Genomic DNA, 20,936 nt, shown 5'->3' on the forward strand with positions numbered 1-20,936 from the left:
TCGCGCCGGGAGCTGCCCAACGGCGGGCAGCGCTGGACCGGGAGGCAGACCAGCATGACTCGTTACGCGGCGCCGGGCACCGAGGGCGCGATCGTCTCCTACCAGGCGCGCTACGACCACTTCATCGGCGGTGCGTATGTGCCGCCGGTGCGCGGGCGGTACTTCGAGAATCCGTCGCCGGTCAACGGGCAGCCGTTCACCGAGATCGCGCGGGGCAGCGCCGAGGACGTCGAGCGGGCGCTGGACGCGGCGCACGAGGCCGCGCCGGGGTGGGCCCGTACGTCGGTGACGGAGCGCAGTGACATCCTGCTGAAGATCGCCGACCGTATGGAGGCCAACCTCGAAGCCCTCGCGGTCGCCGAGAGCTGGGAGAACGGCAAGCCGGTGCGGGAGACCCTGGCGGCGGACATCCCGCTGGCGATCGACCACTTCCGGTACTTCGCCGGGGCGGTCCGCGCTCAGGAGGGGTCGCTGAGCGAGATCGACGACGACACGGTGGCGTACCACTTCCACGAACCGCTGGGGGTCGTCGCGCAGATCATCCCCTGGAACTTCCCGATCCTGATGGCGGCGTGGAAGCTGGCGCCGGCGCTCGCGGCGGGCAACGCGGTGGTCCTGAAGCCCGCCGAGCAGACACCGGCCTCCATCCACTACTGGCTGAGTCTGGTCGCCGACCTGCTGCCGCCGGGCGTGCTGAACATCGTCAACGGCTTCGGTGTCGAGGCGGGCAAGCCGCTGGCGTCGAGTCCGCGGGTGGCGAAGATCGCGTTCACCGGGGAGACCACCACCGGGCGGCTGATCATGCAGTACGCCTCGGAGAACATCAAGCCGGTCACCCTGGAACTCGGCGGCAAGTCGCCGAACATCTTCTTCGACGACGTGTGGGCGCACGACGACGACTTCCGCGACAAGGCGCTCGAGGGCTTCACGATGTTCGCGCTCAACCAGGGCGAGGTGTGCACCTGCCCGTCCCGGGCGCTGGTGCAGCGGGGCCAGTACGCGGAGTTCCTGGAGGCGGCCGTGGCGCGAACGCGGCGGATCAGGCCGGGGCACCCGCTCGACACCGACACGATGATCGGCGCACAGGCCTCCAACGACCAGCTGGAGAAGATCCTCTCCTACCTGGACATCGGCCGGCAGGAGGGTGCGAAGGTGCTCACCGGCGGCGAGCGCGTGGAACTCGACGGGGAGCTGAAGGGTGGCTACTACGTCCAGCCGACGATCTTCGAGGGCGACAACCGTATGCGGATCTTCCAGGAGGAGATCTTCGGCCCGGTCGTCTCGGTGACCTCCTTCGACGACTTCGACGACGCCATCAAGATCGCCAACGACACGCTGTACGGCCTCGGAGCGGGGGTGTGGACCCGGGACATCAACACGGCCTACCGCGCGGGCCGCGCCATCCAGGCGGGCCGCGTGTGGACCAACTGCTACCACGCCTATCCGGCGCACGCGGCGTTCGGCGGGTACAAGCAGTCGGGGATCGGGCGTGAGACGCACAAGATGATGCTGGAGCACTACCAGCAGACCAAGAATCTTCTGTGTTCCTACAGCCCGAAGAAACTCGGCTTCTTCTAGAGCCCGGAGGCACTCCGCACCGAGCGTGCTCACCGAACTCGGGACAGCTCACGCTCCCCCGTGTTCACTTCTCTGAACAGCCGCACATAGCGGGCCGTCAGCGCCGGCCACGCGTACCGTTGGACGGCAGTCTGACGGCCTGTCGCACCGAGGCGGTCTGCCAGGTGGCCGTCGCCCAGGAGGGACACCAGGGCGTCGGCGAGGGCGGCTGGGTCGCCCGGCGGGACGAGAAGACCGTTGGTGCCGGGGTCGATCACATGGGGGATGCCGCCGACATCCGAGCCGACCACCGGAGTGCCGCAGGCCATGGCCTCGATCAGGACCATGCCGAAGGACTCGGCCTCGCTCCTGGACGGAAGGACGACGACGGCGGCCTGTTGCAGGGCCCCCACCAGGTCGTCCCCTGTGAACTGGCCGGGGGTGTGCACGCGGTCGGCGATACCGAGCCGTTCCGCGTGAGCGCGGTGGTCGGGGACGGCGTCACCGCTGCCCACCAGGGTGAGGGTGACGTCGTCGGGGAGTTGTGCGGCGGCGTCGAGGAGGACGTCGACGCCCTTCCAGGAGGAGGTGCGGTCCATGCGGCCCAGGTACACCACTGTGCGGGGGCGCCGGGACGGCGGCAGGGGGCCGGGGGTGAAACGGTCGGTGTCCACGCCGGGGGTGATCTGCAAGGCGCCGGGGTGGCGGGCGGCCAAGGAGACCGGGGAGACGGCGACCAGCGCCCGAGCCCGGGCGAACACTCGCGGCAGCACATGACGTTCGTAGCAGCGGATGACCCGATCGGCTGCGGCCTCGCCCTTCAGCATCGAGCCGGCGTGATAGGTGACCACGGCGGGCCTTTGACCGCGCAGAGCGACCGCCAGGTCGGGGAGGCCGGGAACCGGCGCGTGGGTGTTGATCACGTCGACCTGCATCCGCCGCAGCCAGCCACGTAGTTGGAACGGCCACAGGGGGCTGAGCGGGGTGTTGGACAGGCGGGCCCAGGTGCCGAGCCGGACGACAGGCACGCCGTCCTCCACGGTGACGCCGGTGCGCCGGTCTGCGGGGTTGGTGGTGATCACCACGGACCGCAGCGCAGGGTCCCCGGCGATCGCGGTGGCGACCCGCTCGGCGTAGTTCTGCACGCCGCCGATCTCGGGCGGGTAGTAGGGGGCGACGACCGCGACCGTGCGGGGCCTGCGGCCCTCGAGCACTCGGGCGAAAACATCGGCGGTGCGGGTCGCCTGCCGCCCCCAGCCCAGCGTGCTGCGGACGTGGGCCAGCCCCGCCGCGGCGAGCCGGTCGGCGAGGGCGTCATCGGTGAGCACCCGAGTCAGTGCGGAGCGCAGTCCGGTGCGGTCCCCCGGCGCGACGAGCAGACCGTTGTCCTCATGCCGGACGAGGCTCGGGATGCCGCCGACGCGGGTGGTGACGACGGGGCGCCGGGCGGCCATCGCTTCCACCAGGACGCTGGGGAAACTGTCGTAGGACGTGGGCAGGGCCAGGACCCGGGCACGCCGATAGGCCGCGGCCAGGTCCGCCCCGTGCAACCGCCCGCTGAAGGTGACCGTGCCGCCGAGTCCGAGCCGGTCGGCGGTGCGCCGGTAGCTGCCCGCCGCCGTGCCGTCGCCGACGACCTCCAGCCGTACGGGACTCCCCCGCTTCTTCAACTCGGCGACGGCGGCGAGAAGTTCGGAGAGGCCCTTGTAGGCGGTGTGCTGCTCCAGTGAGCCGACGAAGAGCACCCGGGGCTCGGCCGGTACTGGACCTGGCGTGAACAGGTCCAGATCCGCGCCGGGCTGGATCGTTGTCGCGCGGCCCGCGAAGAGGCGGGCGAGGTCGGCCACCACGTAGTCGGACGAGCAGATGACCTCGCGGGCCCGTCGCACGGTCCCGGCCAGCACCGTCCGTTCGTACGCGACCAGCACGGCGTCGGTCGTGGGCCTGCCCTTGCGCATGCGCCCGGTGTGGTAGGTCAGAACGAACGGCCGGCCGGTGTCCCCGGCGGCCCGGGCCGCGGCGTCCGCGAACAGCGGCACCGGTGCGTGCCCGTTGACCAGGTCCACACCCTCCCGTTCGATGATCCGCCGCAGCTGCCGCCGCCAGCCCGCGCCGACGGGCGTGCGCGACAGAAGCACGGGGGCCTCCAGCCGGTACACGACGCAGCCGCCGGGCCCGTCCTCGGATCGGCCCGGCCGACCGCCCATCGGCCCGCCCGTCGTCGTCGCGATGACGACCCGGTACCCGTGATGGGCGCCCAGTTCGCGGGCGAGGTGCCAGACGTACTGCTCCACCCCGCCGAGGGACGGCGGCAGGTACGGCGTCGCCAGCAGCACCGTCGGTGTGGTGGGCACGTGCGTGGTCACCGGGCCACCGCCGTGCGCAGCACGCCGACGAAGTCCCCGGCCTGCGCGGTGTAGGCGGGCAGGACAGCCCGCAGTCGCTTGCTGTAGTCGTCGCCGGACAGCAGGAGCCGGTCGAGCAGGTCGGCGACGACCGCGCCCTGTGCGTCGGACATGCGCACCACCCACTCCTCCAGTCCGAGGTCCGCCATGATGCCGCGCGTCTTGTGGTCGTACTCGACAGCGGCGCACGGCACGCCCGACGTCAATCCGAAGATGACGGAGTGGAAGCGGGTGCCAAGGATGAAGTCGGCGGTGCCGTACAGGGCGTGCACGTCGTGGTGGTCGATTCCGGCGTCGTCCAGGACGTGCAGGGCCGGGTGCGGGCTCACGTGTGCGGCGATACGAGCGTTGACCGGCCTGTCGTCGTCGGCCTGGAAGGCGCAGGTGACCTGCGGGACGAGTACGACGTGACCGCCGTCGTCGAGAACCCGCCGCACGGCGCCCGCCATGGCCGCCTCGTACGCCTCTTGCTGACGACCCGGCAGGTGTCGGCGCGCCGTGACCAGGACGAGCCGCGCATCCCCGGGCACGCCCAGCTCGGCCCGCCAAGGCCGCCGGGACCGACTGTGGAAGGCGAAGGCACTGTCCACGCCGCGCCGGACGGTCGGCTCGGTGACCCCGGCCTCGGCCAGCCGGGCCACGCTGATGTCCTCTCGGGCCACGGCCGCCACGGCCCGGCCCACCACCCGCCGGACCATCCACCGCTGCCGTCGGCGCGGGAACGGCCCGAACGACTGCGGCCCGAGCACCGTGGGGACCCCCGCGCGCTGGGCAAGCCACAGCGGCAGCAGGAGGAAGGCGATGTTGAGGTCGGAGGGGAGGTCGGGGCGGGCGTTGAGGTGACCTCCGCCCACGGACAGCACGAGATCGGCGCTCATGACCGCCCGGATCTCGTTTCGCAACTCCTGTGGCAGCAGCACGGCAAGACCGGAGGCCAGCCGCCCGCCACCCGGTAGCGCGGCGACCGCACCCAGGCCCAGGACCGCTACCTTGCGTGCGACCCTCGCCGCACGTCCCGCGGTCTCCTCACCGACGTAGCGGCGCACCGAGCCGATGTTGCGCACGCCCTCGAACTCCGGCCATGCGGCCGGGTCCTCGAACGCCGCCACGAGCACATGGGCACCGGGAAAAGCCTCCTGCACCTGCTGGACGGCCACGCTGAGCAGAGCCGCGTCGCCACGATTCCCCCGGTCGAAAGCGTCCACTATGACGACCTTCATTCCCCGACCACCTCTTCGTAATGCCGTTCCAGCCCGTCGAGGAACACCTCGACGGTATAGCGATGCGCCCGTGCCGCCGACGCCGCGCCCATGCGGGCGAGCGTCTCGCGGTCGCCGAGCAGGCGGTCCAGTACGGCCGCGAGCGCGGCCACGTCCCCGGCGGGGAACAATGCCCCGTTGTCGTCCCCGACCAGTTCGGGAAGGCCGCCGACCCGAGAGGCGACCAGGGGGCGTCCGGTGCGCAGGGCCTCCAGGGCGACGGTGGGGAAGTTCTCCGGCCACACCGACGGCACCGCCACAACGGACGCCCCCACCAGATGCCGGGCCACGGCGTCGGCCGCCTGCCAGCCCGTGAAGGTGACGCGGGGACCGGCGAGTGCCTCCAATCGCGCTCGCTCAGGGCCGTCGCCGACGACGGTCAGCCGACCGCGGCCGAGCCGCGCGAACGCCTCCAGCAGCACGTCGACGCCCTTGACGCGCTCCAGCCGCCCCACATACAGCACATGGTCAAGCTCGCGCAGCGGCTGTGCGACGACCGTGCCGGGGACCCCGTTGGGCAGCACGTGCACAGGGACGCGGGGGCCGACGTCGGGGCGAACGGCTGCGGCGAAGTACGCGCTGGGGGCCAGGACCCGGTCCAGGCGGCGCAGTCGTGGCAGGTACGCCGGACGCTGCACGTACCGCAGGTAGGCGTAGCGGGCGGTGTCGGCGGGCGAGAGCCGGCCGTCGGGGGCGCTGGGCAGGTTCCACCGCAGCAGGTCGCGGGTCCAGTCCTCCGGGCCGTGCACGGTGAGCACGCGCCGGGTGCGGGCGGTGGCGTCCAGGACGGCGGGGCCGAACTCGCCGATGGTGTGCAGATGGACACAGTCGGGCGCGAAGTCGCGTACGACAGCGCTCACCTGGCGGTGGGCGCGCGGGTAGAACAGCTTGCGGGCGAAACGACGTGGCGCGGTGCCGGTAATGGCCGGCACGAGGTGGTCCGCGAACACCTCACGGCCCTCGGCGAGCAGGTCGGTGGCGACGACGTGGACGCGGTGGCCGCGCGCGCCGAGGCCGTCGGCGATGAGGCGGACGCTCTTCTCGGCGCCCCCCGCCTCGTGGCCGATGTTGACGATCTGAAGGATCTTCATGCGGTGCTCCGTTCCTTCCCGGTGCGCCGGTGCCGTCCGGTGTGCGGTGCGCGCATGCGGGTCAGCAGAGCGACGCCCGCCGCGGCTCCGGAGGCGAGGTTGCCGACGCCCCAGGCGACTCCGGCCCACGGCAGGCCCTCGTGCAGCCGGGTCAGGGCGACCGCGAGGACGACGGCGACGAGGACCACGTTGGACACGACCATGGCGACGAGTTGCCGGGTCAGTTTCAGCAGGAAGCTGACCCAGGTGTTGAAGGCGACGGCGAGGGAGCCGAGCGTGAAGACCGTAAGCGTGGTGGTGCCGTGGGCCTCGTACGCGGATCCGAAGACGTGCAGGACGGGCCGGGCCAGGACGGCCACCAGTGCCACGGCGGGGACGGTGGCCAGGGCGATGGCCTTGCCCGAGCGGACGGCGATCGGGCCCAGGGCGACGCCGTGCTGGGAGCCCTCGGCGAACAGAGCCTCGCCGATGGCGTAGGAGGCCGAGTTGACCAGGTTGGCGATCTGGAAGGCGACGAAGTAGGTGGCGGCGGGGACCGGCCCGAGGGTCTGGAGGACGACGATCGGCAGCACGATCTGCGGGATCAGGTTGAGGCTGCCGGACAGGTAGTTGCCGAGCGAGTAGCCGAGGGTGGCGCGGAAGGTGCGCCAGGAGAACCTCGGCCGGACCTTCAGGCGCAGGCCGCGGCGGATGGCGAGAACACTGGCCGCGGCGGCGACCGTGGATGCCACGGAGCTGGCCGCGAAGATCCCGAAGGGGCCCGCGGAGACGAACAGCACCGGCAGGGCGAGCTTGACCAGACTCATCAGCACGCCGTTGACGGCCAGGTTGACGCGGGACGCGCGAAAGGCGACGAAGACGGAGTCGGTGAGCAGGTTGACGGCCGCGCCGGCGGCGAGCGCGACGAAGCCTGCCGCATACCAGAACGAGGCGTGCAGGAAGCCGAGTTCGGGCGCCACCCACGGCACCAGCAGCACGAAACCGCCGGAGATGACGCAGGAGCATACGACGACGGTGCTGAGCGCGGTGCTGACCTCTTCCGCACGCCGGTCGCTGGTCGGCAGGTGCCGGACCAGGGTCGAGCTGAGCCCGAACAGGCTGAAGTACGACAACAGGGACAGGCTCGACAGCAGCGACGAGGCGCGGCCCACGTCGGCGGCCGGGTAGAGACGGGCGACCAGGATCCAGAAGACGAATCCGGCACCCGCGCCCAGCGCGGTCGTGGCCATGAGGAAGAGGGAGTTGGCGATCAGCGGGTCGCGCACCATGGCCCGGGCGCGGGCGAGGCGGGCCACGACCGGCTGGGGCGGGGCAGGGCGGGCGGTCAGACTCATACGGGCTCTCCTGCCGGGCGATCAAGCCGGGCCTGCGCCCGGGCGAGCAGCAGGGTCACCGCCGTCACGGCAAACGTCCACGACGCGGTCTGCCCCTCCCGGGGCACGTCGGCGAAGTGGGTGAACGGGCGAGCGAGAGTCTCGCGGTGGGTGAGGGAGTTGACGCACAGGTACGCCCACATGAGCAGGCCGTAGACCGTGCCGGTGCGCAGGAGTGCCGCCCGAAGGCCCCGCTGGGGGCCGGTCCGCAGCCACCAGCGTCCGGTGGTCGTGTGCAGCAGCGTCGCCGACAGCGCGGACAGCGCGAAGCAGACGGCGCCGAACGTGTCGCGCCGCACCGGCACCAGGGAGCTGATGGGCACGGTCAGATCGGACGGCCGTACGGCGGCGATGGCGGCGACGTACAGCCAGCCCAGCAGCCCGTGGACGAGCGCGGTCTCCAGCGTCGCCCGGATCACCCGCCTCACGCCGCTGCCTCGCGGGTCGGCGATCCGTCGGCGCCCAGGTAGTGGGCGCGGAGCTTGACGGTGTGCTCCGGCCAGGCGAAGCCCTCCGTGGCACAGGTACGGGAGTAGCGGCCCATGGCAGCCCGCAGCTCCTCGTCCCCGGTCAGCTCCGACAGGGCGGAACGCAGCGCGGGCACCTCCCGGGGCAGCAGCCGGACCCGGGTGCGGTCCAGGCCGTAAGGAGCGTATCCGGGGTCGTCGGTGGTGACGACGGGCAGGCCGGAGGCCATCGCCTCCTGGACGGTGAGGGGGAATCCCTCGGCGGCAGACGGCAGAGCGAAGACATCCGCCGCGCGATACAGCTCGGCCAGCTGTTCCGGCGGCAGGGCGCCGAGGTGGTGTACGCCGGGCCGGTCGCTGGTGGAGACGCTGCCGTCGCCGGCGAATACCAGGTCGTAGGCGGGGTCGGCGGCGGCCAACAACAGGTCGTAGCCCTTCTTGGGCACCAGCCGGCCGACGAACAGCACCAGGACACGGTCCTGGGGCAGGCCGAAGCGCAGTCGGGCGGCCCGGCGTTCCTGGTCCGAGGCGGGCGGCCGGAACGTGTCGGTGTCGACTCCGTTGGCGAGGAGACGAACGGTCGAGGGGCGTGCGCCGTGGTCGGTGACGAATTCGGCGACTCGGTCGTTGACGACCAGCACACGCCGCGCCCGCCGCAGCAGGCCCCGTCCGGCCAGCCGGTACACGCCGCGCTGGACGGCGCGCACGACGCGGGAAGGGTGTTCGACCACCGCGACATGCTGGGTGAGCACATGAGGAGTGCGGGTCAGCCCCGCCGCCAGGCCCGCCGCCCACGATGTCACGTACAGGCAGTCGTGCACGTGGACGACGTCGGCCCAGCCGGCCCAGCGCACGGCGGTCGGCCACACTCGCGGCGACAGCAGAGGGAACGGCACGCCGGCCCGCGTCTCCAGGAGGTTCCAGGCGGCGATGCGCACCACCCGCACTCCGTCGTCGTCCTCGGTGACGGTCCTGGCACCGCTGGTCAGCACCGTCACCTCGACGCCGGCCCGGCGCAGGTGACCGGCCTCGTTGCGGACGACGTTCTCGATGCCGCCGATGTGCGGCGGATAGTAGTGGCTGACGAGCAGCACGCGCTTCATCGGTAGATCTCCGCTCCCCCGTTGCTGTACAGCTTGTTCTTGGTGACGTCCAGCAGCCCGATCGGGTAGCGGTATGTCACCAGGTCCCCGCGGTAGAACGTGGTGGCCTGGTCCTTGGTCACCGTGGTCGTGCCGAGGAAGACATACGTGCGCGAGCCCACCAGCACCGGGAAGATGTCGTTCTGCGCGCGGCCCCGGATCAGCGACTGGAGACGGCTGAAGGTGTAGCGGTCGGTCTGCACCTCGGACTGGACGTCGGCCCGCTGTGTCTCGGTGGCGCGGGACTGCACCCAGCGGATGGCGGTGCGCTCCTCGGGGTGGACGTAGTAGATGTCGTAGTACTGCCCGGAGTCGGCCAGGTGCAGTTGCGCCGGGTAGCCGCCCAGCACCTTGGGTACGACCCCGGTCAGGTCCAGCAGCAGGCCGAGAGCCAGCACACAGGCAGCCGGAACCGCCCATCGACGCGCCCAGCGGAACAGCCACAGCGAGGCGCCGGCGACGAAGGGCGCGAAGAAGAACAGCCCCTGCTGGAAGGCGCGCAGCACCCCATAGTCGACGGAGAGCTGGGGCAGCGCTGTCAGCAGGGCGATGACGCCGAGCATGCCCAGGGACAGCGTGACCTGGTCACGGCTCGGCCGGAAGCCGGGCCGGGGACGCAGGCGTCCGGTGCGCCGGGGCCACAGGACCAGGGCGAGACCGACCAGCAGCAGTACCTGGAGCAGGGCGGCGGCACAGGCGCGCAGCAGACCGTTGGCCGCCGCCACGTCGACGCCGGCGGCCCGCAGGGCACGTCCGACAGCGGTCAGGGGAAGCCTCGCCTGCTCGGAGACGACGGGGACGGCATACCGGTCGATGGTCTTCAGGGGCAGGTAGACGCCCTGCTCCCGACCGCTCTCGGTCTGCCGCACGACGTCGGCCCGGTAGTCGACGAGCCGCTGCTCGGCACTGACCGACGCGCCACTGAACAGGCTGTAGGACACGTCCGAGGACGCGGTGTCGGTCCGCTGTCCGGTCAGCTCCCGTGCGGTCAGCGAGAGGGTGCTGTGCAGCTGCCCGGTCGTATGCGTGACCGGCCCTGACCACACCAACGCCGCCGCGGCGGTGGCGGCCACCATCCACCACGTCAGGAATCCGCGCCCGGCCGGCCGGCGACGGCGCAGTCGGGCGAGGAGCCGCCAGGCCAGATCGGCGGCGAGCGCCAGGGCCAGGACGGCGACGAGGACGTAGGTGGTGGAGTAGTGCGACAGCACGATGCCGACCACCAGCACCGTGAAGAGGGCACGACGTCGCGCGAACGGCCGGGCGGTGTCGGTGACCACGCCCGTCGCGCACCCCATGAGGAAGAACGCGACTTCCTGCCGGCCCAGGAAGGTCATGTCCGTGAAGAAGGTCGGGAACATCATCAGGTACACCGCGGACAGCAGCGCGACGATCTGCGGCGCCGTGTTCCGCACGGACCGGTACACCAGTACGGGTGTCAGCGCGAACAGCAGCGGCAGCAGCACCTTGAAGACGTAGGTGCCCTCTATACCGGTCAGCCTGGTGAGCGCGGCCGGCAGCAAGGTGATGCTCAGGCAGGCGTTGTACGGGTCGCGGAAGGTGCCGATGTTCCAGCGCCCGGCGTCGGCAGCCAGCCGGAAGACCTCGTACTCGCGCTGGATGTCGTGCCCGGTGATGTACCAGCCGCGCAGACTGGTCAGCAGCAGGATTCCGGCGGCCGCGCACCACAGGCCCAGCTCCAGAACGCCGACCGTGTACCGGCCTCGCCGCGCGATGAGCAGCGCCAGCAGCGCGGTGACCACGACCAGCGCGGTGACGGCGACGCCGCCACCCAGGCCGTTGTTGAGGCGGACAGGGCCGGCAACGCACAGCGCCAGGACGAGCGCGCCCAGGCCGCCGACAGGGGCCAGCCCCACCGGTCGGGAGACCGGCGGGCGGTCGGCGCGCAGGGGCGCCCCGGGCAGCAGTGAGCGCCATCCGACGGAGGCGCGCCATGCCGACACCCCTGCGAGCGTCACCACGTACAGCGCCGCCGCCAGGGCCAGCGGCACCCGTTCCAAGGGCCGGTCCTCGCCGAGAACGGGCAGCAGCGTGTTGAGCGCCAGCAGGAGCGCAAGGGCTCCGACGACGCTCAGACCCAGGCCGACGAGCACGCGTCCGTCCAGGGTCGACAGCGCCCGCTCGGTGAGTGCGGTGAACAGCAGGGTGGGTGCTCCCAGCAGCAGCCACAGCCCCGCAGGGACCAGCAACCCGGCAGGGGTGCCCGGCACGCATTCCATCAGGGCCGCCACCAAGGCGGTCGTGACGGACCAGGAGCGGATGTTCACGACAGCACCTCGGTGTAGATGTCCTCGACCTGGCGGACGACCGCGTCCCACCGGTGGCGTCGGGCGGCCTCTGCGCTGCGCCGCCCGAGGTCCGCCCGGAGCCCGAGGTCGGCGGCGATCGCGTCGATGGCCTCGGCGAGCCGGGCCGGGTGGGGCTCTGCCAGCAGGCCGACGCCGTCGAGGAGTTCGATGTTGCCGGGAACGCGTGTGGCGATCACCGGCAGGGCGGCGGCCATGGCCTCCAGGGCGACGAGCGGCATCCCCTCCTTGTCGGAGGGCAGCACGAATGCCTCGGCATCGGCATAGGCACGCACCAGGTCGGCGCCCAGGGCCGGTCCGTCGAAGCGGACGTTCTTCAGACCCAACCGGTCCGCATGGGCCATGAGTTCGTCACGGTCCTCGCCGTCGCCCACGATGCGCAGCCGCACCGGCCGCGTCACCAGGGCCATGGACTCCAGCAGCCGGTCGACGCGCTTCTGGGAGCTGAGCCGGCCGACGTAGAGCAGATCGAGGGTGCCTTCGGCGGGCTCGCGTACGGGCATGAAGTACTGGGCGCCGACCCCGTTGGGAACGACGAATATGCGCTCGGCGGGCACCCGGTAGGTGGCCGTGACGAAGTCGGCCTGGGCCGAGGTGAGCACCAGCACGGCGGCGGCGGCGCGCAGCACCCGCCCGAAGACGTGCCGCTTGTAGGCGGGCAGCAACCAGCCCAGCCGGCCGGAGGCGTCGACGTCCAGGTGGAAGTGGAGCACGAACCGCTGTCCGCGCAGCCGGGCCAGCAGCGCGACCATCTCCGGCAGCAGTGCGTGCGCGGAGTGCAGGTGCAGCACCGAACGGCGCGGGCTGCGCAGCAGAGTCCGGGCCATGCCGGGAGCGATCGGCGTGTGGGCGACCTCGAGCGACCGGTGGCGCACCACGCCGACCCCAGCCTCCCGGCTCAGGCGCGGGGCGCCTTCGGAGCCGATGGTGGTAGTGACCACGCGCACGTCGTGCCGCTCGGCGAGGCCCGCGGCGAGGCTCTCCACGACCCGTTCAAGTCCACCCAGGTGAGGCGGGTAGTAGGGGGTGATCTGTAGCACCGTGCTCATGCGACACCTGCCCCGGTCAGCGCTCCGTTGGTGACATAGCGAACGTCCGACCGGCCGCTGATGTGGTCCAGCACCCGCTCGAGACGGGCCCAGTCGCCTCGCGCCTCGACCTCCCAGCTGTGCCCCCACAGATGGTAGACACCGCCTCGCTCCAGGCACAGTTCGAACCAGTGGATCGCCAACTCGTCCCAGTGCAGGTACAACTGGGCCGCGCGGCCTGGTCTGCCGCCCGCGAGACGCAGGGCGAGCGGGACGTCGACCCGGTGGGCGTAGGCATTGACCGTCGTGGTCATCTCCAGCAGCGGACCCGTGGCCAGGGAACTGCGCCGCACGGTGCGGGCGAGGTGGAACCCGGCATCGGCGACGTGCCGTACGTGCACCGGACGGTACTCGCCGCGCGGGTAGCAGAAGCTGACGACGGTGCCCCCGAGTATGTCCTCCAACTCGGCCTTCCCTGCGCTGATCTCCTCGCGAGCCGCTGCCTCCTCGATCAGCGGCAGCCTCAGATGGCTGAGGGTGTGCCCGCCGATCTCGACGCCGTCGCGCGCGGCCAACTCCCGTATGCCCGCGGCGGGGAGCCGGTCGGCGGGAGCGAATTCGATATTGCGGGGTGCGATGTAGAACGTTCCCGGTACTCCGTACCGGGCCAGCAGGTCCGCCAGGCGCGGGTCGAGCCGGTGTCCGTCGTCCCAGCTCGTGGTGACCGTCATCTGGCGCTGCGTCACGAGGTGCCCTCCGGTGTGTCGTCCAGGGTGTAGTGAAGCGTCTGAGGCTGCCCCAGGAGGGCGACGTGCACCACCGTGCGCGCCGCCGCGCCGTGCCCCGCGCGGGGGTACGGCAGCCGGACCGTCGTCCGCAGCGGCACCTCGGCGCGCGAGGTGAGGCCGACTGTGCGGGAGAGCTCGGTACGGCCGGACGCCGTGGCCAGCCAGACGCGCAGCTGGTACGTCCGCGGGGCGGCTCCGTGGGCGACCACGGTGACCTGCACCACGGCCGTGCCGTGCACGACCTCCGGGGTGCCGTCGAAGTACAGCTCCGTGTAGGTGCTGGGCAGGCGGGTGAACGAGGCGCGCAGCTCATGTCGCACCCACGGCACGGTGCACGCGACCGTCACCAGCACGAGCAGGGCAGCTATGGCGGCGACGGCGCGGTTCCGGCGCCCTCGCACGGCACGCGTCCGCCGACGGCGGCGGTGCCCCGCGAGGGGCACCGCCGACCGCCGGACGGGCGCGTCGAGCAGTCGGCTCATGCGATGGTCCCGAATTCCTCTACGCCGGAGGGCTGCGGGGGCACGGAGACGGTCGGCACGGCAAGGGATCTGCGGAAGCGGTGGTGGAACAACTGGCGCAGGTTGGCCATGCCGTCCGGCAGTGCGTTGAGCTTCACCTCGCCGCCCCGCTTCCGGTATTCGATCGGCACCTCCAGGGTGCGGTAACCGGCCAGCGTGGCGGCGTTCTTTATCTCCTGCGAGAAGGCCATACCGGTGGACCGCACGTCGATGCCCTGCCACACGTGACGCCGGAAGACCCACATGCCCGACTGCGAATCGCGCAGCCCGTTGCGGAACAGCATGCGGCTCACCCCGCTGAGGGCGCGGTTGGCGAGGGAGTGCGAGCGCTTCATCGCCGCGGCGTTCTCCCGGCCCAGCCGGTTGGTGGTCATGAACTCGACGTCGTGCTCCTCCAGTGTCGCCAGCAGCTCCGGCAGTGCGTCGAACGGGTACGTGCGGTCCGCGTCTCCGGTGGCGATGACGTCGCCGTCCGCCGCGTGGAACCCCGCGTGGTACGCGTTCCCATAGCCCCGCGCCGGCTGATGCACCACCCGGGCGCCCAGCTCGCGTGCGACGTCGCCGGTGCCGTCGGTCGACGCGTTGTCGACCACGACGACCTCGGTGCTCCAGCCGGCTGCGGCGAGTTCGGCGACCGGGACGGTCTCCATCACCGCAGGCAGATTGGCCGCCTCGTTGAGTGCGGGTATGACAATGGACAACGCCTTCATGAAAGCCCCCCTAGGCATAGAAGAACGGAGTCTGCGGGCAGCCTGAATAAGCCCGTCGCCGCAGGACGGAATGCCGTTTCCGGGCAAGCCGAAAATGGCGTCGTCGAGCGTGCGGACTCTGCCGCGCAGATATGGGTGCTCCCCAGCACCCGGAATGTCAGAAAGAATTCAGTGAAGCCGACCGCATCGCCTGAATCGATGCGGACGCCGTCTCAGCCGAGCCGCGCTGAACGCGGGCCGGATGCCAGCGACTTGATGCCCCCCTCTCGGCGCTCCGGCATCCCCTCATCGCCGAAACGGAAGGCGACCATATCAATGTGCAGGGGGGAGGGAAGATATGTGACCAAGATGTGAATACGGCGCCCGGCGGCCGGTTACGTCGTGCCGCAGGCACCCGCGCCCGTCGAACACCCCACGGCCGCAACCGGAACGAACACACCCCGCCAGTCGGCACGCGTCACGTTGTCGCAGGTCGGGTTCCATTTCTCAAGGTGCCATCAGAACCCGCCACCACTCGTGGTCCATACCAGTTCAGAGTGAGGCAGGCTGTGGCACCCCCGACGGCGGACGCGTCGGATCGGCTCCGCAGATTACTTGAATTTTGCATAGCTCTGGCCAGGGATTACGCCCAGCGCAACCGGTGATGTCACGTCAGCTTGATGGGAACGTCAGCTTCCAACCGCCGCGCGAGCCACGCTTCTTACGGTTGCGGTAGCGGTAGCGCAGACCTTGTCCGGCCGGGTGCGCGGCCGGCCCAGGCCGACTCCAGCGATAGCTCTGGCACCACGGACTGATCGTCCGGGAAGCCGGTGTCAGGCGCCGCGGCGCACCCGGGCCGACTTGCGGGCCTCCGCGAGCTTGCGGGCCTCGGTGCTCTTCCGGGACGACCTGCTGCCGGAGCCGCCCTTCGTGTCCTTGGTGCTGCCCAGGCCTCGGAAGGGGGCGTTGTGGTTCTTGGGGCGCGGTACGGCCGGGCCGCCGTCGAGAGGAATTCCGGAGGGGGCCTTGGCGCCGGTGATCCGGCTCAGTTCCGCCTCGCCGGACCGCACTTTCGTGACCTTGGGGGCGACGTCGGCGTCCGCCATGACCTGGCTCGTCTCCCGGCGCTGTCCCGACAGGACGAGTGTCACGACGGTGCCGGAGCGGCCTGCCCGGGCCGTGCGGCCCGCGCGGTGCAGGTACTCCTTCGGGTCGGTGGCCGGGTCGACGTTGACCACGAGGTCGAGGTCGTCGACGTGCAGGCCGCGTGCGGCGACGTTCGTCGCTACCAGCGCGGTGACCTGCCCGTTCTTGAACTGGGCCAGGGTCCGGGTGCGCTGCGGCTGGGACTTCCCGCTGTGCAGGGCGGCGGCGGCCACGCCGCTGGCCCGCAGATGCCGCGTGAGCTGGTCGACGCCGTGCTTGGTGTCCAGGAACAGCAGGACGCGGCCGTCCCGGGCGGCGATCTCCGTGGCCACGGCGTACCGGTCCGGGCCGTGCACGACGAAGACGTGGTGCACGATCGCGGCGACCGCGCTGGACGAAGGGTCCACGGAGTGGACGGCGGGGTCGCGCAGGTAGCGCTGCACCAGCTGGTCGACGTCGCGGTCGAGGGTGGCGGAGAACAGCATCCGCTGCCCGTCGGGACGCACCTGGTCCAGGATCTCGGTGACCTGCGGCAGGAATCCCATGTCACACATCTGGTCGGCCTCGTCCAGGACCGTGATGCGCACCCGCCCCAGTCGGCAGCCCTTGCTCCCGACGAGGTCGTGCAGCCGGCCGGGCGTGGCGACGACGATCTCGGCGCCCTCCCGCAGCGCGGCGGCCTGCCGTCCGATGGACACACCGCCCACCACGGTCGCAAGCCGCAGCCGCAGCGCCTCGGCGTACGGGGTGAGCGCCCCCCCGACCTGCTGCGCCAGTTCCCGGGTGGGCACCAGAACGAGCGCCAGCGGCTCCTTCGGCTGCGCCCGCCGCCCGGCCGTGCGGGCGAGCATTCCCAGGCCGAAGGCAAGCGTCTTGCCGGATCCTGTGCGGCCCCGGCCCAGGACATCGCGTCCCGCGAGCGCGTTCGGCAGCGCCGCCGCCTGGATGGGGAAGGGCACGGTCACACCGTGTTCGTCGAGCGCCCGCAGAATCTCGGCCGGCAATCCCAGCTCCGCGAAGGACACCGCCGTACGCGCTGCCGACGTGGCGTTCGTCGCCTCGGACACATCGTTCTGGGGCCGGGCATCGGCGCGTGCTGATTCGCTCACAGAGAGCCTTCCTCCGAAGGGACCGTACCGGGGAAGGCGCGGCAGGGACGCGGCCACCAGCCAGAGCGACTCCCGAACGGAGCACCGGCACAGCGACGCCGCAAACGGGCAACGCTAGCACGGGTCACGCCGCCCGGGCCTCCCGGCCACCGGGATCCGAAACCGGGAGCGGGACCGGCTTCGCCCCCCTGCGGCGATCAGCCTAGGGGGCCCCGCCGCCAGGCTACAGGGGGTGCCCCGCTCCCCTCCTCGCGCCTCGGGGTCCGGAGCTCCCAACTGGCCTGCCCGGCAAGAGCATTGCTGTCGGATGCCAAGGCCACCCTGCTCCTGCGGATCGCCCGCGGCCACTCCGCCTTGCCTTGCCCCTCGCCGTAGTCACCTGTCAAAATGGTGATGTGAATCTTGACCATGTCTTCGTGTGCGGGCACCCGGCGCTCGACTTCGCGGCGACGCTGCGCGCCCGGCGGTCGGCCCGGTTCGAGATGTTCGCGACGCCGGACCGGCTCGCCGCCTGGTACCTGGAGTCCGGGCTCGTGGACGCGATCACGCCCGCCGGGGAGGACGACGTCCGGGAGGCGGTCGCGGTGCGCGAGGCGGTCTACCGGCTCGTCACCGACCGCCGCCTCGGCGAGGACTTCGACCGGCAGGCGCTCGCGGTGCTCAACGCCGCCGCGCGCCAGGCCCCGGCGACGCCGCAGCTCACCATGGCGGGCCGGCACACCGACGCGACCCCCGGGCAGGCACTGGCCACCGTGGCCCGGCAGGCCGTCGAACTGCTCAGCGGGCCGGACGTCCCGCTGCTCAAGGAGTGCGGCAACCCCGAGTGCACGCGGGTCTACATCGATCGCTCCCGGGGCATGCGCCGGCAGTGGTGCGGCATGGAGTCCTGCGGCAACAAGATCAAGGCGGCGGCCTACCGGGCGCGGAAGCGGACGACGTCCGTCGCCGCCGGAAGCTGATCCGGCGGCGTGGGGCGCGCCCGTCCGGCGGGCGTGGTGTCCGGACACCTCGGGGGGGCGTCTACAGCCCCAGGTCGAGGGCGAGGCAGGAGTAGTACGTCCATGAGCCCTCGGGGGCGTACGAGGCGTCGGCGCCGGTCTGAGCGGTCTTCACCTCTTCGACCATGTCCTCGAAGCGGACGCGGTCGGGGAGCGCGCCGTACCGTGCGCGCCGGGTTGCCGCCGCGGCGGCGTCCGTCGCGAGTTCCTTGCTCATGTCCCGTACTCCGTTCCTCGTTCGGCGGCCGTCAGACGGTGACGGTCTTGTACTCGGTGTAGGTGCCGAGGCCCACCGCGCCGTACTCACGGCCGATCCCACTGGCCTTGAAGCCGCCGAACGGGCCGTCGAAGGCGACGGTAGCGCCGTTGACCGTGACGGTGCCGGTGCGGATGCGCCGGGCGACCTCCAGGGCGTGCTGTTCGTCGGAGGACCAGACCCCGCCGGACAGGCCGTACGGGGAGTCGTTGGCGATGCGTACGGCCTCGTCCTCGTCGTCGTAGGCGATGACGACCAGGACCGGGCCGAAGATCTCCTCCTGTGCGATACGCATCGAGTTGTCGACGTCGGCGAAGACGGTGGGGGTGACGTAGTTGCCCCTTTCCAGGCCCTCGGGGATCCGGGGGCCGCCCGTGACCAGTCGGGCGCCCTCCTCGATGCCGAGCTGGATGTAGGCGAGCACCCGCTGCTGCTGGTCGGGGCGGACCATCGGGCCGATGAAGGTGCCGGGGTCGCTCGGATCACCCACCTTCAAGGACTCGACCAGCTCCTTCAGGGCCGTGACGACCTCCTGGTACCGGCCGCGCGGCGCGAGGATCCTGGTCTGCGCGATGCACGACTCGCCGTTGTTGAGCAGGGAGCCGTACTTCAGGCCCGCGACGGCCTCGCCGATGTCGGCGTCCGGCAGGATGACGGCGGCGGACTTGCCGCCCAGCTCCAGGCTGACCCGCTTGAGCTGCTCGCCCGCGATGGAGGCGATACGGCGGCCGGCCCGCGTCGAGCCGGTGAAGGCGATCTTGTCGACATCCGGGTGCGACACCAGGTACTCGCTGGTCGACCGGTCCGCGGGCAGGACGCTGACGACCCCCTCCGGCAGGCCCGTGCGCTCCAGCAGCTCGGCCAGGAAGCCCATGCTCAGCGAGTTCTCCGGGGACACCTTCAGCACCACCGAGTTGCCGGCGGCCAGAGCCGGGATGATCTTCGAAGTGGCGGAGGAGAACGGCGAGTTCCACGGGATCACGGCCGCCACGACGCCGATCGCCTCCCGGCGCACCACACTGCGAACCGGTGACGCCGGATCCGAGGGCTCCAGGGTCTCCTCCCAGGCGAAGTCCTCCGCCGCCTTGAGGTAGGCGTTCGCCTGCCGGGTCAGGCCGGGCTGCCCGGCACGGGTGAACCAGAGCGCCGAGCCGTTCTCCCGCGAGACCAGACGCGCGGCCTTCTCCGCGTTCTCCTCGCGCAGCGCGTTGAACCGGCGCAGGATGCCGATCCGCTGTGCCGGCGGGGTGGTGCGCCACAGGCCCGTGTCGAACGAGGCCCGTGCCGCCGCCACCGCCAGGTCCACGTCGGCCGGCTGCGCCTGGGCGGCCCGGCCGATCAGCGACTGGTCGTGGGGTGAGGTGAGGGCGAGGAGCGCCGGGTCGCTCGGCTCCGTCCAGGAGCCCCCGATGAACAGCCGGTCGTACACCATCACGCGTTGGTCTCCTTCGGTCGGTCGGCGCACCGTCACAGGCGGTCGGCGTCGACGACGGCCTGGGCGAAGGCGGTCGGTGCCTCCTGCGGCAGGTTGTGGCCGATGTCCGCGAGGGTGCGGTGCTCGTAGGGGCCCGTGAAGTGGTCGCGGTACGAGGAGCCGGCACCGGCGGGGGTGAAGGGGTCGAGGGCCGCGTCGAGGGTGATGGTGGGGACGTGGACGGGCGGCCGGGTGGCGAGCTGCGCCTCGTAGCGGCTGTAGCGGCGGTCCCCTTCGACCAGGCCGATGCGCCAGCGGTAGTTGAACAGGACGATGGCCGCGTAGTCGGGGTTCTCGAAGGCCTGGGCGGTGCGCCGGAAGGTGGCGTCGTCGAAGCCCCAGCCGGGCGAGACGAGGGTCCACACATAGCGGCACAGGGCGATGCGTTCGTCGACGTTCTCCAGCGCCTTCTTGCCGCGTTCGGTGGCGAAGTACCACTGGTACCACCAGTTGTGCTCGACGGCCGCGGCGGCGGGCACCTGCTGCGCCCGGCGGTCGGTGATGAGGTAACCGCCGGTCGAGACAAGGGCCTTGACGCGTTCCGGCCACAGCGCCGCGATGATGTCGGCGGTACGCGAGCCCCAGTCGAACCCGGCGAGCACCGCCTTGTCGATCTCGAGGGCGTCCATCAGCGCGACGATGTCGAGCGCGATGGCGGACTGCTCGGCGGTGCGGGGGGTGTGGCGGGACAGGAAACGCGTGCTGCCGTGGCCGCGCAGGTAGGGAACGATGACGCGGTACCCGAGGCCGGCGAGGAGCGGGGCGACGTCGACGTAGCTGTGGATGTCGTAGGGCCAGCCGTGCAGGCACAGGACGACCGGACCGTGGGCGGGCCCCGCCTCGGCGTAACCGATGTCGAGGACACCCGCCTTGACGTGCTTCAGCGTCTGGAACGCGGTGTGGGTGCCGGAGGTGACGGCAGGCACGGTGCGGGCGGCTGCTCCGGCCGGTGCGTGTGAAGCCGCTGCGGACGCACTGGATTGCAGGCCGGTCAGCGAGACCGCGGCCGCACCGGTGCCCCAGCCGACGGTCTTGGTGAACGTACGCCTGTTGATCATGACAAGCCCCTCCGTCACGTGATTCCGATGACCGGCCCGCGGCCGGGTGGCCCGGCCCTGCGTGAAGGCGGGGACACCCGGCCTGGCACACCACGACCTTCGCACCCGAGTACGTCACCTGTCAAACCGGTGACGACCTCATCTGTACTGAGGCGCAAGGGAGTTGCCCAAGGAGCGACGAAGGCACTGCCTCGCCGACGGCACCACGCGCCCGCACAGCCCGCACCGCCGAACGCTTCATAAAACGT

17 protein-coding genes are annotated in these 20,936 nt (G+C 71.4%); 2 read left to right on the forward strand and 15 right to left on the reverse strand.

What is annotated here, in order from left to right:
- Positions 1-54: 54 nt before the first annotated feature.
- The gene (adh, locus tag ACWCV9_RS15075) at positions 55-1,578 is read left to right on the forward strand and encodes an aldehyde dehydrogenase (protein WP_450786824.1); all 1,524 of its coding nucleotides are present in this window, start codon (positions 55-57) and stop codon (positions 1,576-1,578) included.
- 29 nt (positions 1,579-1,607) lie between these two features.
- Here the strand turns inward: adh and ACWCV9_RS15080 are convergent, their stop codons facing one another.
- From ACWCV9_RS15080 to ACWCV9_RS15135, 12 genes are all read right to left on the reverse strand, one after another.
- On the reverse strand, positions 1,608-3,923 hold the full coding sequence (locus tag ACWCV9_RS15080; protein ID WP_450786826.1) for a glycosyltransferase family 4 protein: 2,316 nt from the start codon (positions 3,921-3,923) through the stop codon (positions 1,608-1,610).
- The gene (locus ACWCV9_RS15085) at positions 3,920-5,182 is read right to left on the reverse strand and encodes a polysaccharide pyruvyl transferase family protein (protein WP_450786828.1); all 1,263 of its coding nucleotides are present in this window, start codon (positions 5,180-5,182) and stop codon (positions 3,920-3,922) included. Before ACWCV9_RS15085 ends, ACWCV9_RS15080 begins: the two co-directional genes overlap by 4 nt.
- On the reverse strand, positions 5,179-6,312 hold the full coding sequence (locus ACWCV9_RS15090; protein WP_450786830.1) for a glycosyltransferase family 4 protein: 1,134 nt from the start codon (positions 6,310-6,312) through the stop codon (positions 5,179-5,181). The genes ACWCV9_RS15085 and ACWCV9_RS15090 overlap by 4 nt, the downstream gene beginning before the upstream one ends.
- Complete coding sequence (locus ACWCV9_RS15095; protein ID WP_450786832.1) at positions 6,309-7,646, reverse strand: lipopolysaccharide biosynthesis protein; 1,338 nt, start codon at positions 7,644-7,646, stop codon at positions 6,309-6,311. Before ACWCV9_RS15095 ends, ACWCV9_RS15090 begins: the two co-directional genes overlap by 4 nt.
- Positions 7,643-8,113, reverse strand: a complete 471-nt coding sequence (locus ACWCV9_RS15100; protein ID WP_450786834.1) for a hypothetical protein — start codon at positions 8,111-8,113, stop codon at positions 7,643-7,645. Before ACWCV9_RS15100 ends, ACWCV9_RS15095 begins: the two co-directional genes overlap by 4 nt.
- Complete coding sequence (locus ACWCV9_RS15105) at positions 8,110-9,255, reverse strand: glycosyltransferase family 4 protein (RefSeq protein WP_450786836.1); 1,146 nt, start codon at positions 9,253-9,255, stop codon at positions 8,110-8,112. Before ACWCV9_RS15105 ends, ACWCV9_RS15100 begins: the two co-directional genes overlap by 4 nt.
- Positions 9,252-11,582 (reverse strand): hypothetical protein, encoded by a 2,331-nt coding sequence (locus tag ACWCV9_RS15110; RefSeq protein ID WP_450786838.1) that lies wholly within the window; start codon positions 11,580-11,582, stop codon positions 9,252-9,254. The genes ACWCV9_RS15105 and ACWCV9_RS15110 overlap by 4 nt, the downstream gene beginning before the upstream one ends.
- A complete protein-coding gene (locus tag ACWCV9_RS15115; RefSeq protein ID WP_450786840.1) occupies positions 11,579-12,670 on the reverse strand; it encodes a glycosyltransferase family 4 protein in 1,092 nt (363 codons plus the stop codon). The genes ACWCV9_RS15110 and ACWCV9_RS15115 overlap by 4 nt, the downstream gene beginning before the upstream one ends.
- Positions 12,667-13,395, reverse strand: a complete 729-nt coding sequence (locus ACWCV9_RS15120) for a polysaccharide deacetylase family protein (RefSeq protein WP_450786842.1) — start codon at positions 13,393-13,395, stop codon at positions 12,667-12,669. The genes ACWCV9_RS15115 and ACWCV9_RS15120 overlap by 4 nt, the downstream gene beginning before the upstream one ends.
- Positions 13,392-13,919, reverse strand: a complete 528-nt coding sequence (locus ACWCV9_RS15125; RefSeq protein ID WP_450786844.1) for a hypothetical protein — start codon at positions 13,917-13,919, stop codon at positions 13,392-13,394. The genes ACWCV9_RS15120 and ACWCV9_RS15125 overlap by 4 nt, the downstream gene beginning before the upstream one ends.
- Positions 13,916-14,659 carry a glycosyltransferase family 2 protein gene (locus ACWCV9_RS15130; RefSeq protein WP_450786846.1) on the reverse strand — a complete coding sequence of 248 codons (744 nt, stop codon included), beginning with the start codon at positions 14,657-14,659 and terminating at the stop codon, positions 13,916-13,918. Before ACWCV9_RS15130 ends, ACWCV9_RS15125 begins: the two co-directional genes overlap by 4 nt.
- Before the next feature lie 821 nt (positions 14,660-15,480).
- The gene (locus ACWCV9_RS15135) at positions 15,481-16,902 is read right to left on the reverse strand and encodes a DEAD/DEAH box helicase (RefSeq protein WP_450786848.1); all 1,422 of its coding nucleotides are present in this window, start codon (positions 16,900-16,902) and stop codon (positions 15,481-15,483) included.
- A 395-nt stretch (positions 16,903-17,297) separates the two neighbouring features.
- On the opposite strand from ACWCV9_RS15135, the gene ACWCV9_RS15140 reads away from it, so the two are divergent.
- Entirely contained in the window at positions 17,298-17,861 is a 564-nt protein-coding gene (locus ACWCV9_RS15140) for a CGNR zinc finger domain-containing protein (RefSeq protein WP_450786850.1), read from the forward strand.
- A 61-nt stretch (positions 17,862-17,922) separates the two neighbouring features.
- On the opposite strand, the gene ACWCV9_RS15145 is transcribed toward ACWCV9_RS15140, so the two are convergent.
- The 3 genes from ACWCV9_RS15145 to ACWCV9_RS15155 are packed head-to-tail and all read right to left on the reverse strand — an operon-like array spanning position 17,923 to position 20,688.
- Positions 17,923-18,117: a hypothetical protein gene (locus ACWCV9_RS15145; protein ID WP_450786852.1), complete on the reverse strand. Its 195-nt coding sequence runs from the start codon at positions 18,115-18,117 to the stop codon at positions 17,923-17,925.
- 31 nt (positions 18,118-18,148) lie between these two features.
- Positions 18,149-19,591, reverse strand: a complete 1,443-nt coding sequence (locus ACWCV9_RS15150) for an aldehyde dehydrogenase (RefSeq protein WP_450786854.1) — start codon at positions 19,589-19,591, stop codon at positions 18,149-18,151.
- 32 nt (positions 19,592-19,623) lie between these two features.
- Entirely contained in the window at positions 19,624-20,688 is a 1,065-nt protein-coding gene (locus tag ACWCV9_RS15155; protein ID WP_450786856.1) for an alpha/beta fold hydrolase, read from the reverse strand.
- Positions 20,689-20,936: the final 248 nt, after the last annotated feature.

The organism is Streptomyces sp. NPDC001606, assembly GCF_053596835.1.

What these genes read in the sequence shown, in the direction of transcription:
- ACWCV9_RS15085 (WP_450786828.1), bottom strand. Translation starts at nt 5,182, where the DNA reads ATGAAGGTCGTCATAGTGGACGCTTTCGACCGGGGGAATCGTGGCGAC.
- ACWCV9_RS15105 (WP_450786836.1), bottom strand. Translation starts at nt 9,255, where the DNA reads ATGAAGCGCGTGCTGCTCGTCAGCCACTACTATCCGCCGCACATCGGC.
- ACWCV9_RS15155 (WP_450786856.1), bottom strand. Translation starts at nt 20,688, where the DNA reads ATGATCAACAGGCGTACGTTCACCAAGACCGTCGGCTGGGGCACCGGT.
- ACWCV9_RS15145 (WP_450786852.1), bottom strand. Translation starts at nt 18,117, where the DNA reads ATGAGCAAGGAACTCGCGACGGACGCCGCCGCGGCGGCAACCCGGCGC.
- adh (WP_450786824.1), top strand. Translation starts at nt 55, where the DNA reads ATGACTCGTTACGCGGCGCCGGGCACCGAGGGCGCGATCGTCTCCTAC.
- ACWCV9_RS15095 (WP_450786832.1), bottom strand. Translation starts at nt 7,646, where the DNA reads ATGAGTCTGACCGCCCGCCCTGCCCCGCCCCAGCCGGTCGTGGCCCGC.
- ACWCV9_RS15115 (WP_450786840.1), bottom strand. Translation starts at nt 12,670, where the DNA reads ATGAGCACGGTGCTACAGATCACCCCCTACTACCCGCCTCACCTGGGT.
- ACWCV9_RS15090 (WP_450786830.1), bottom strand. Translation starts at nt 6,312, where the DNA reads ATGAAGATCCTTCAGATCGTCAACATCGGCCACGAGGCGGGGGGCGCC.
- ACWCV9_RS15125 (WP_450786844.1), bottom strand. Translation starts at nt 13,919, where the DNA reads ATGAGCCGACTGCTCGACGCGCCCGTCCGGCGGTCGGCGGTGCCCCTC.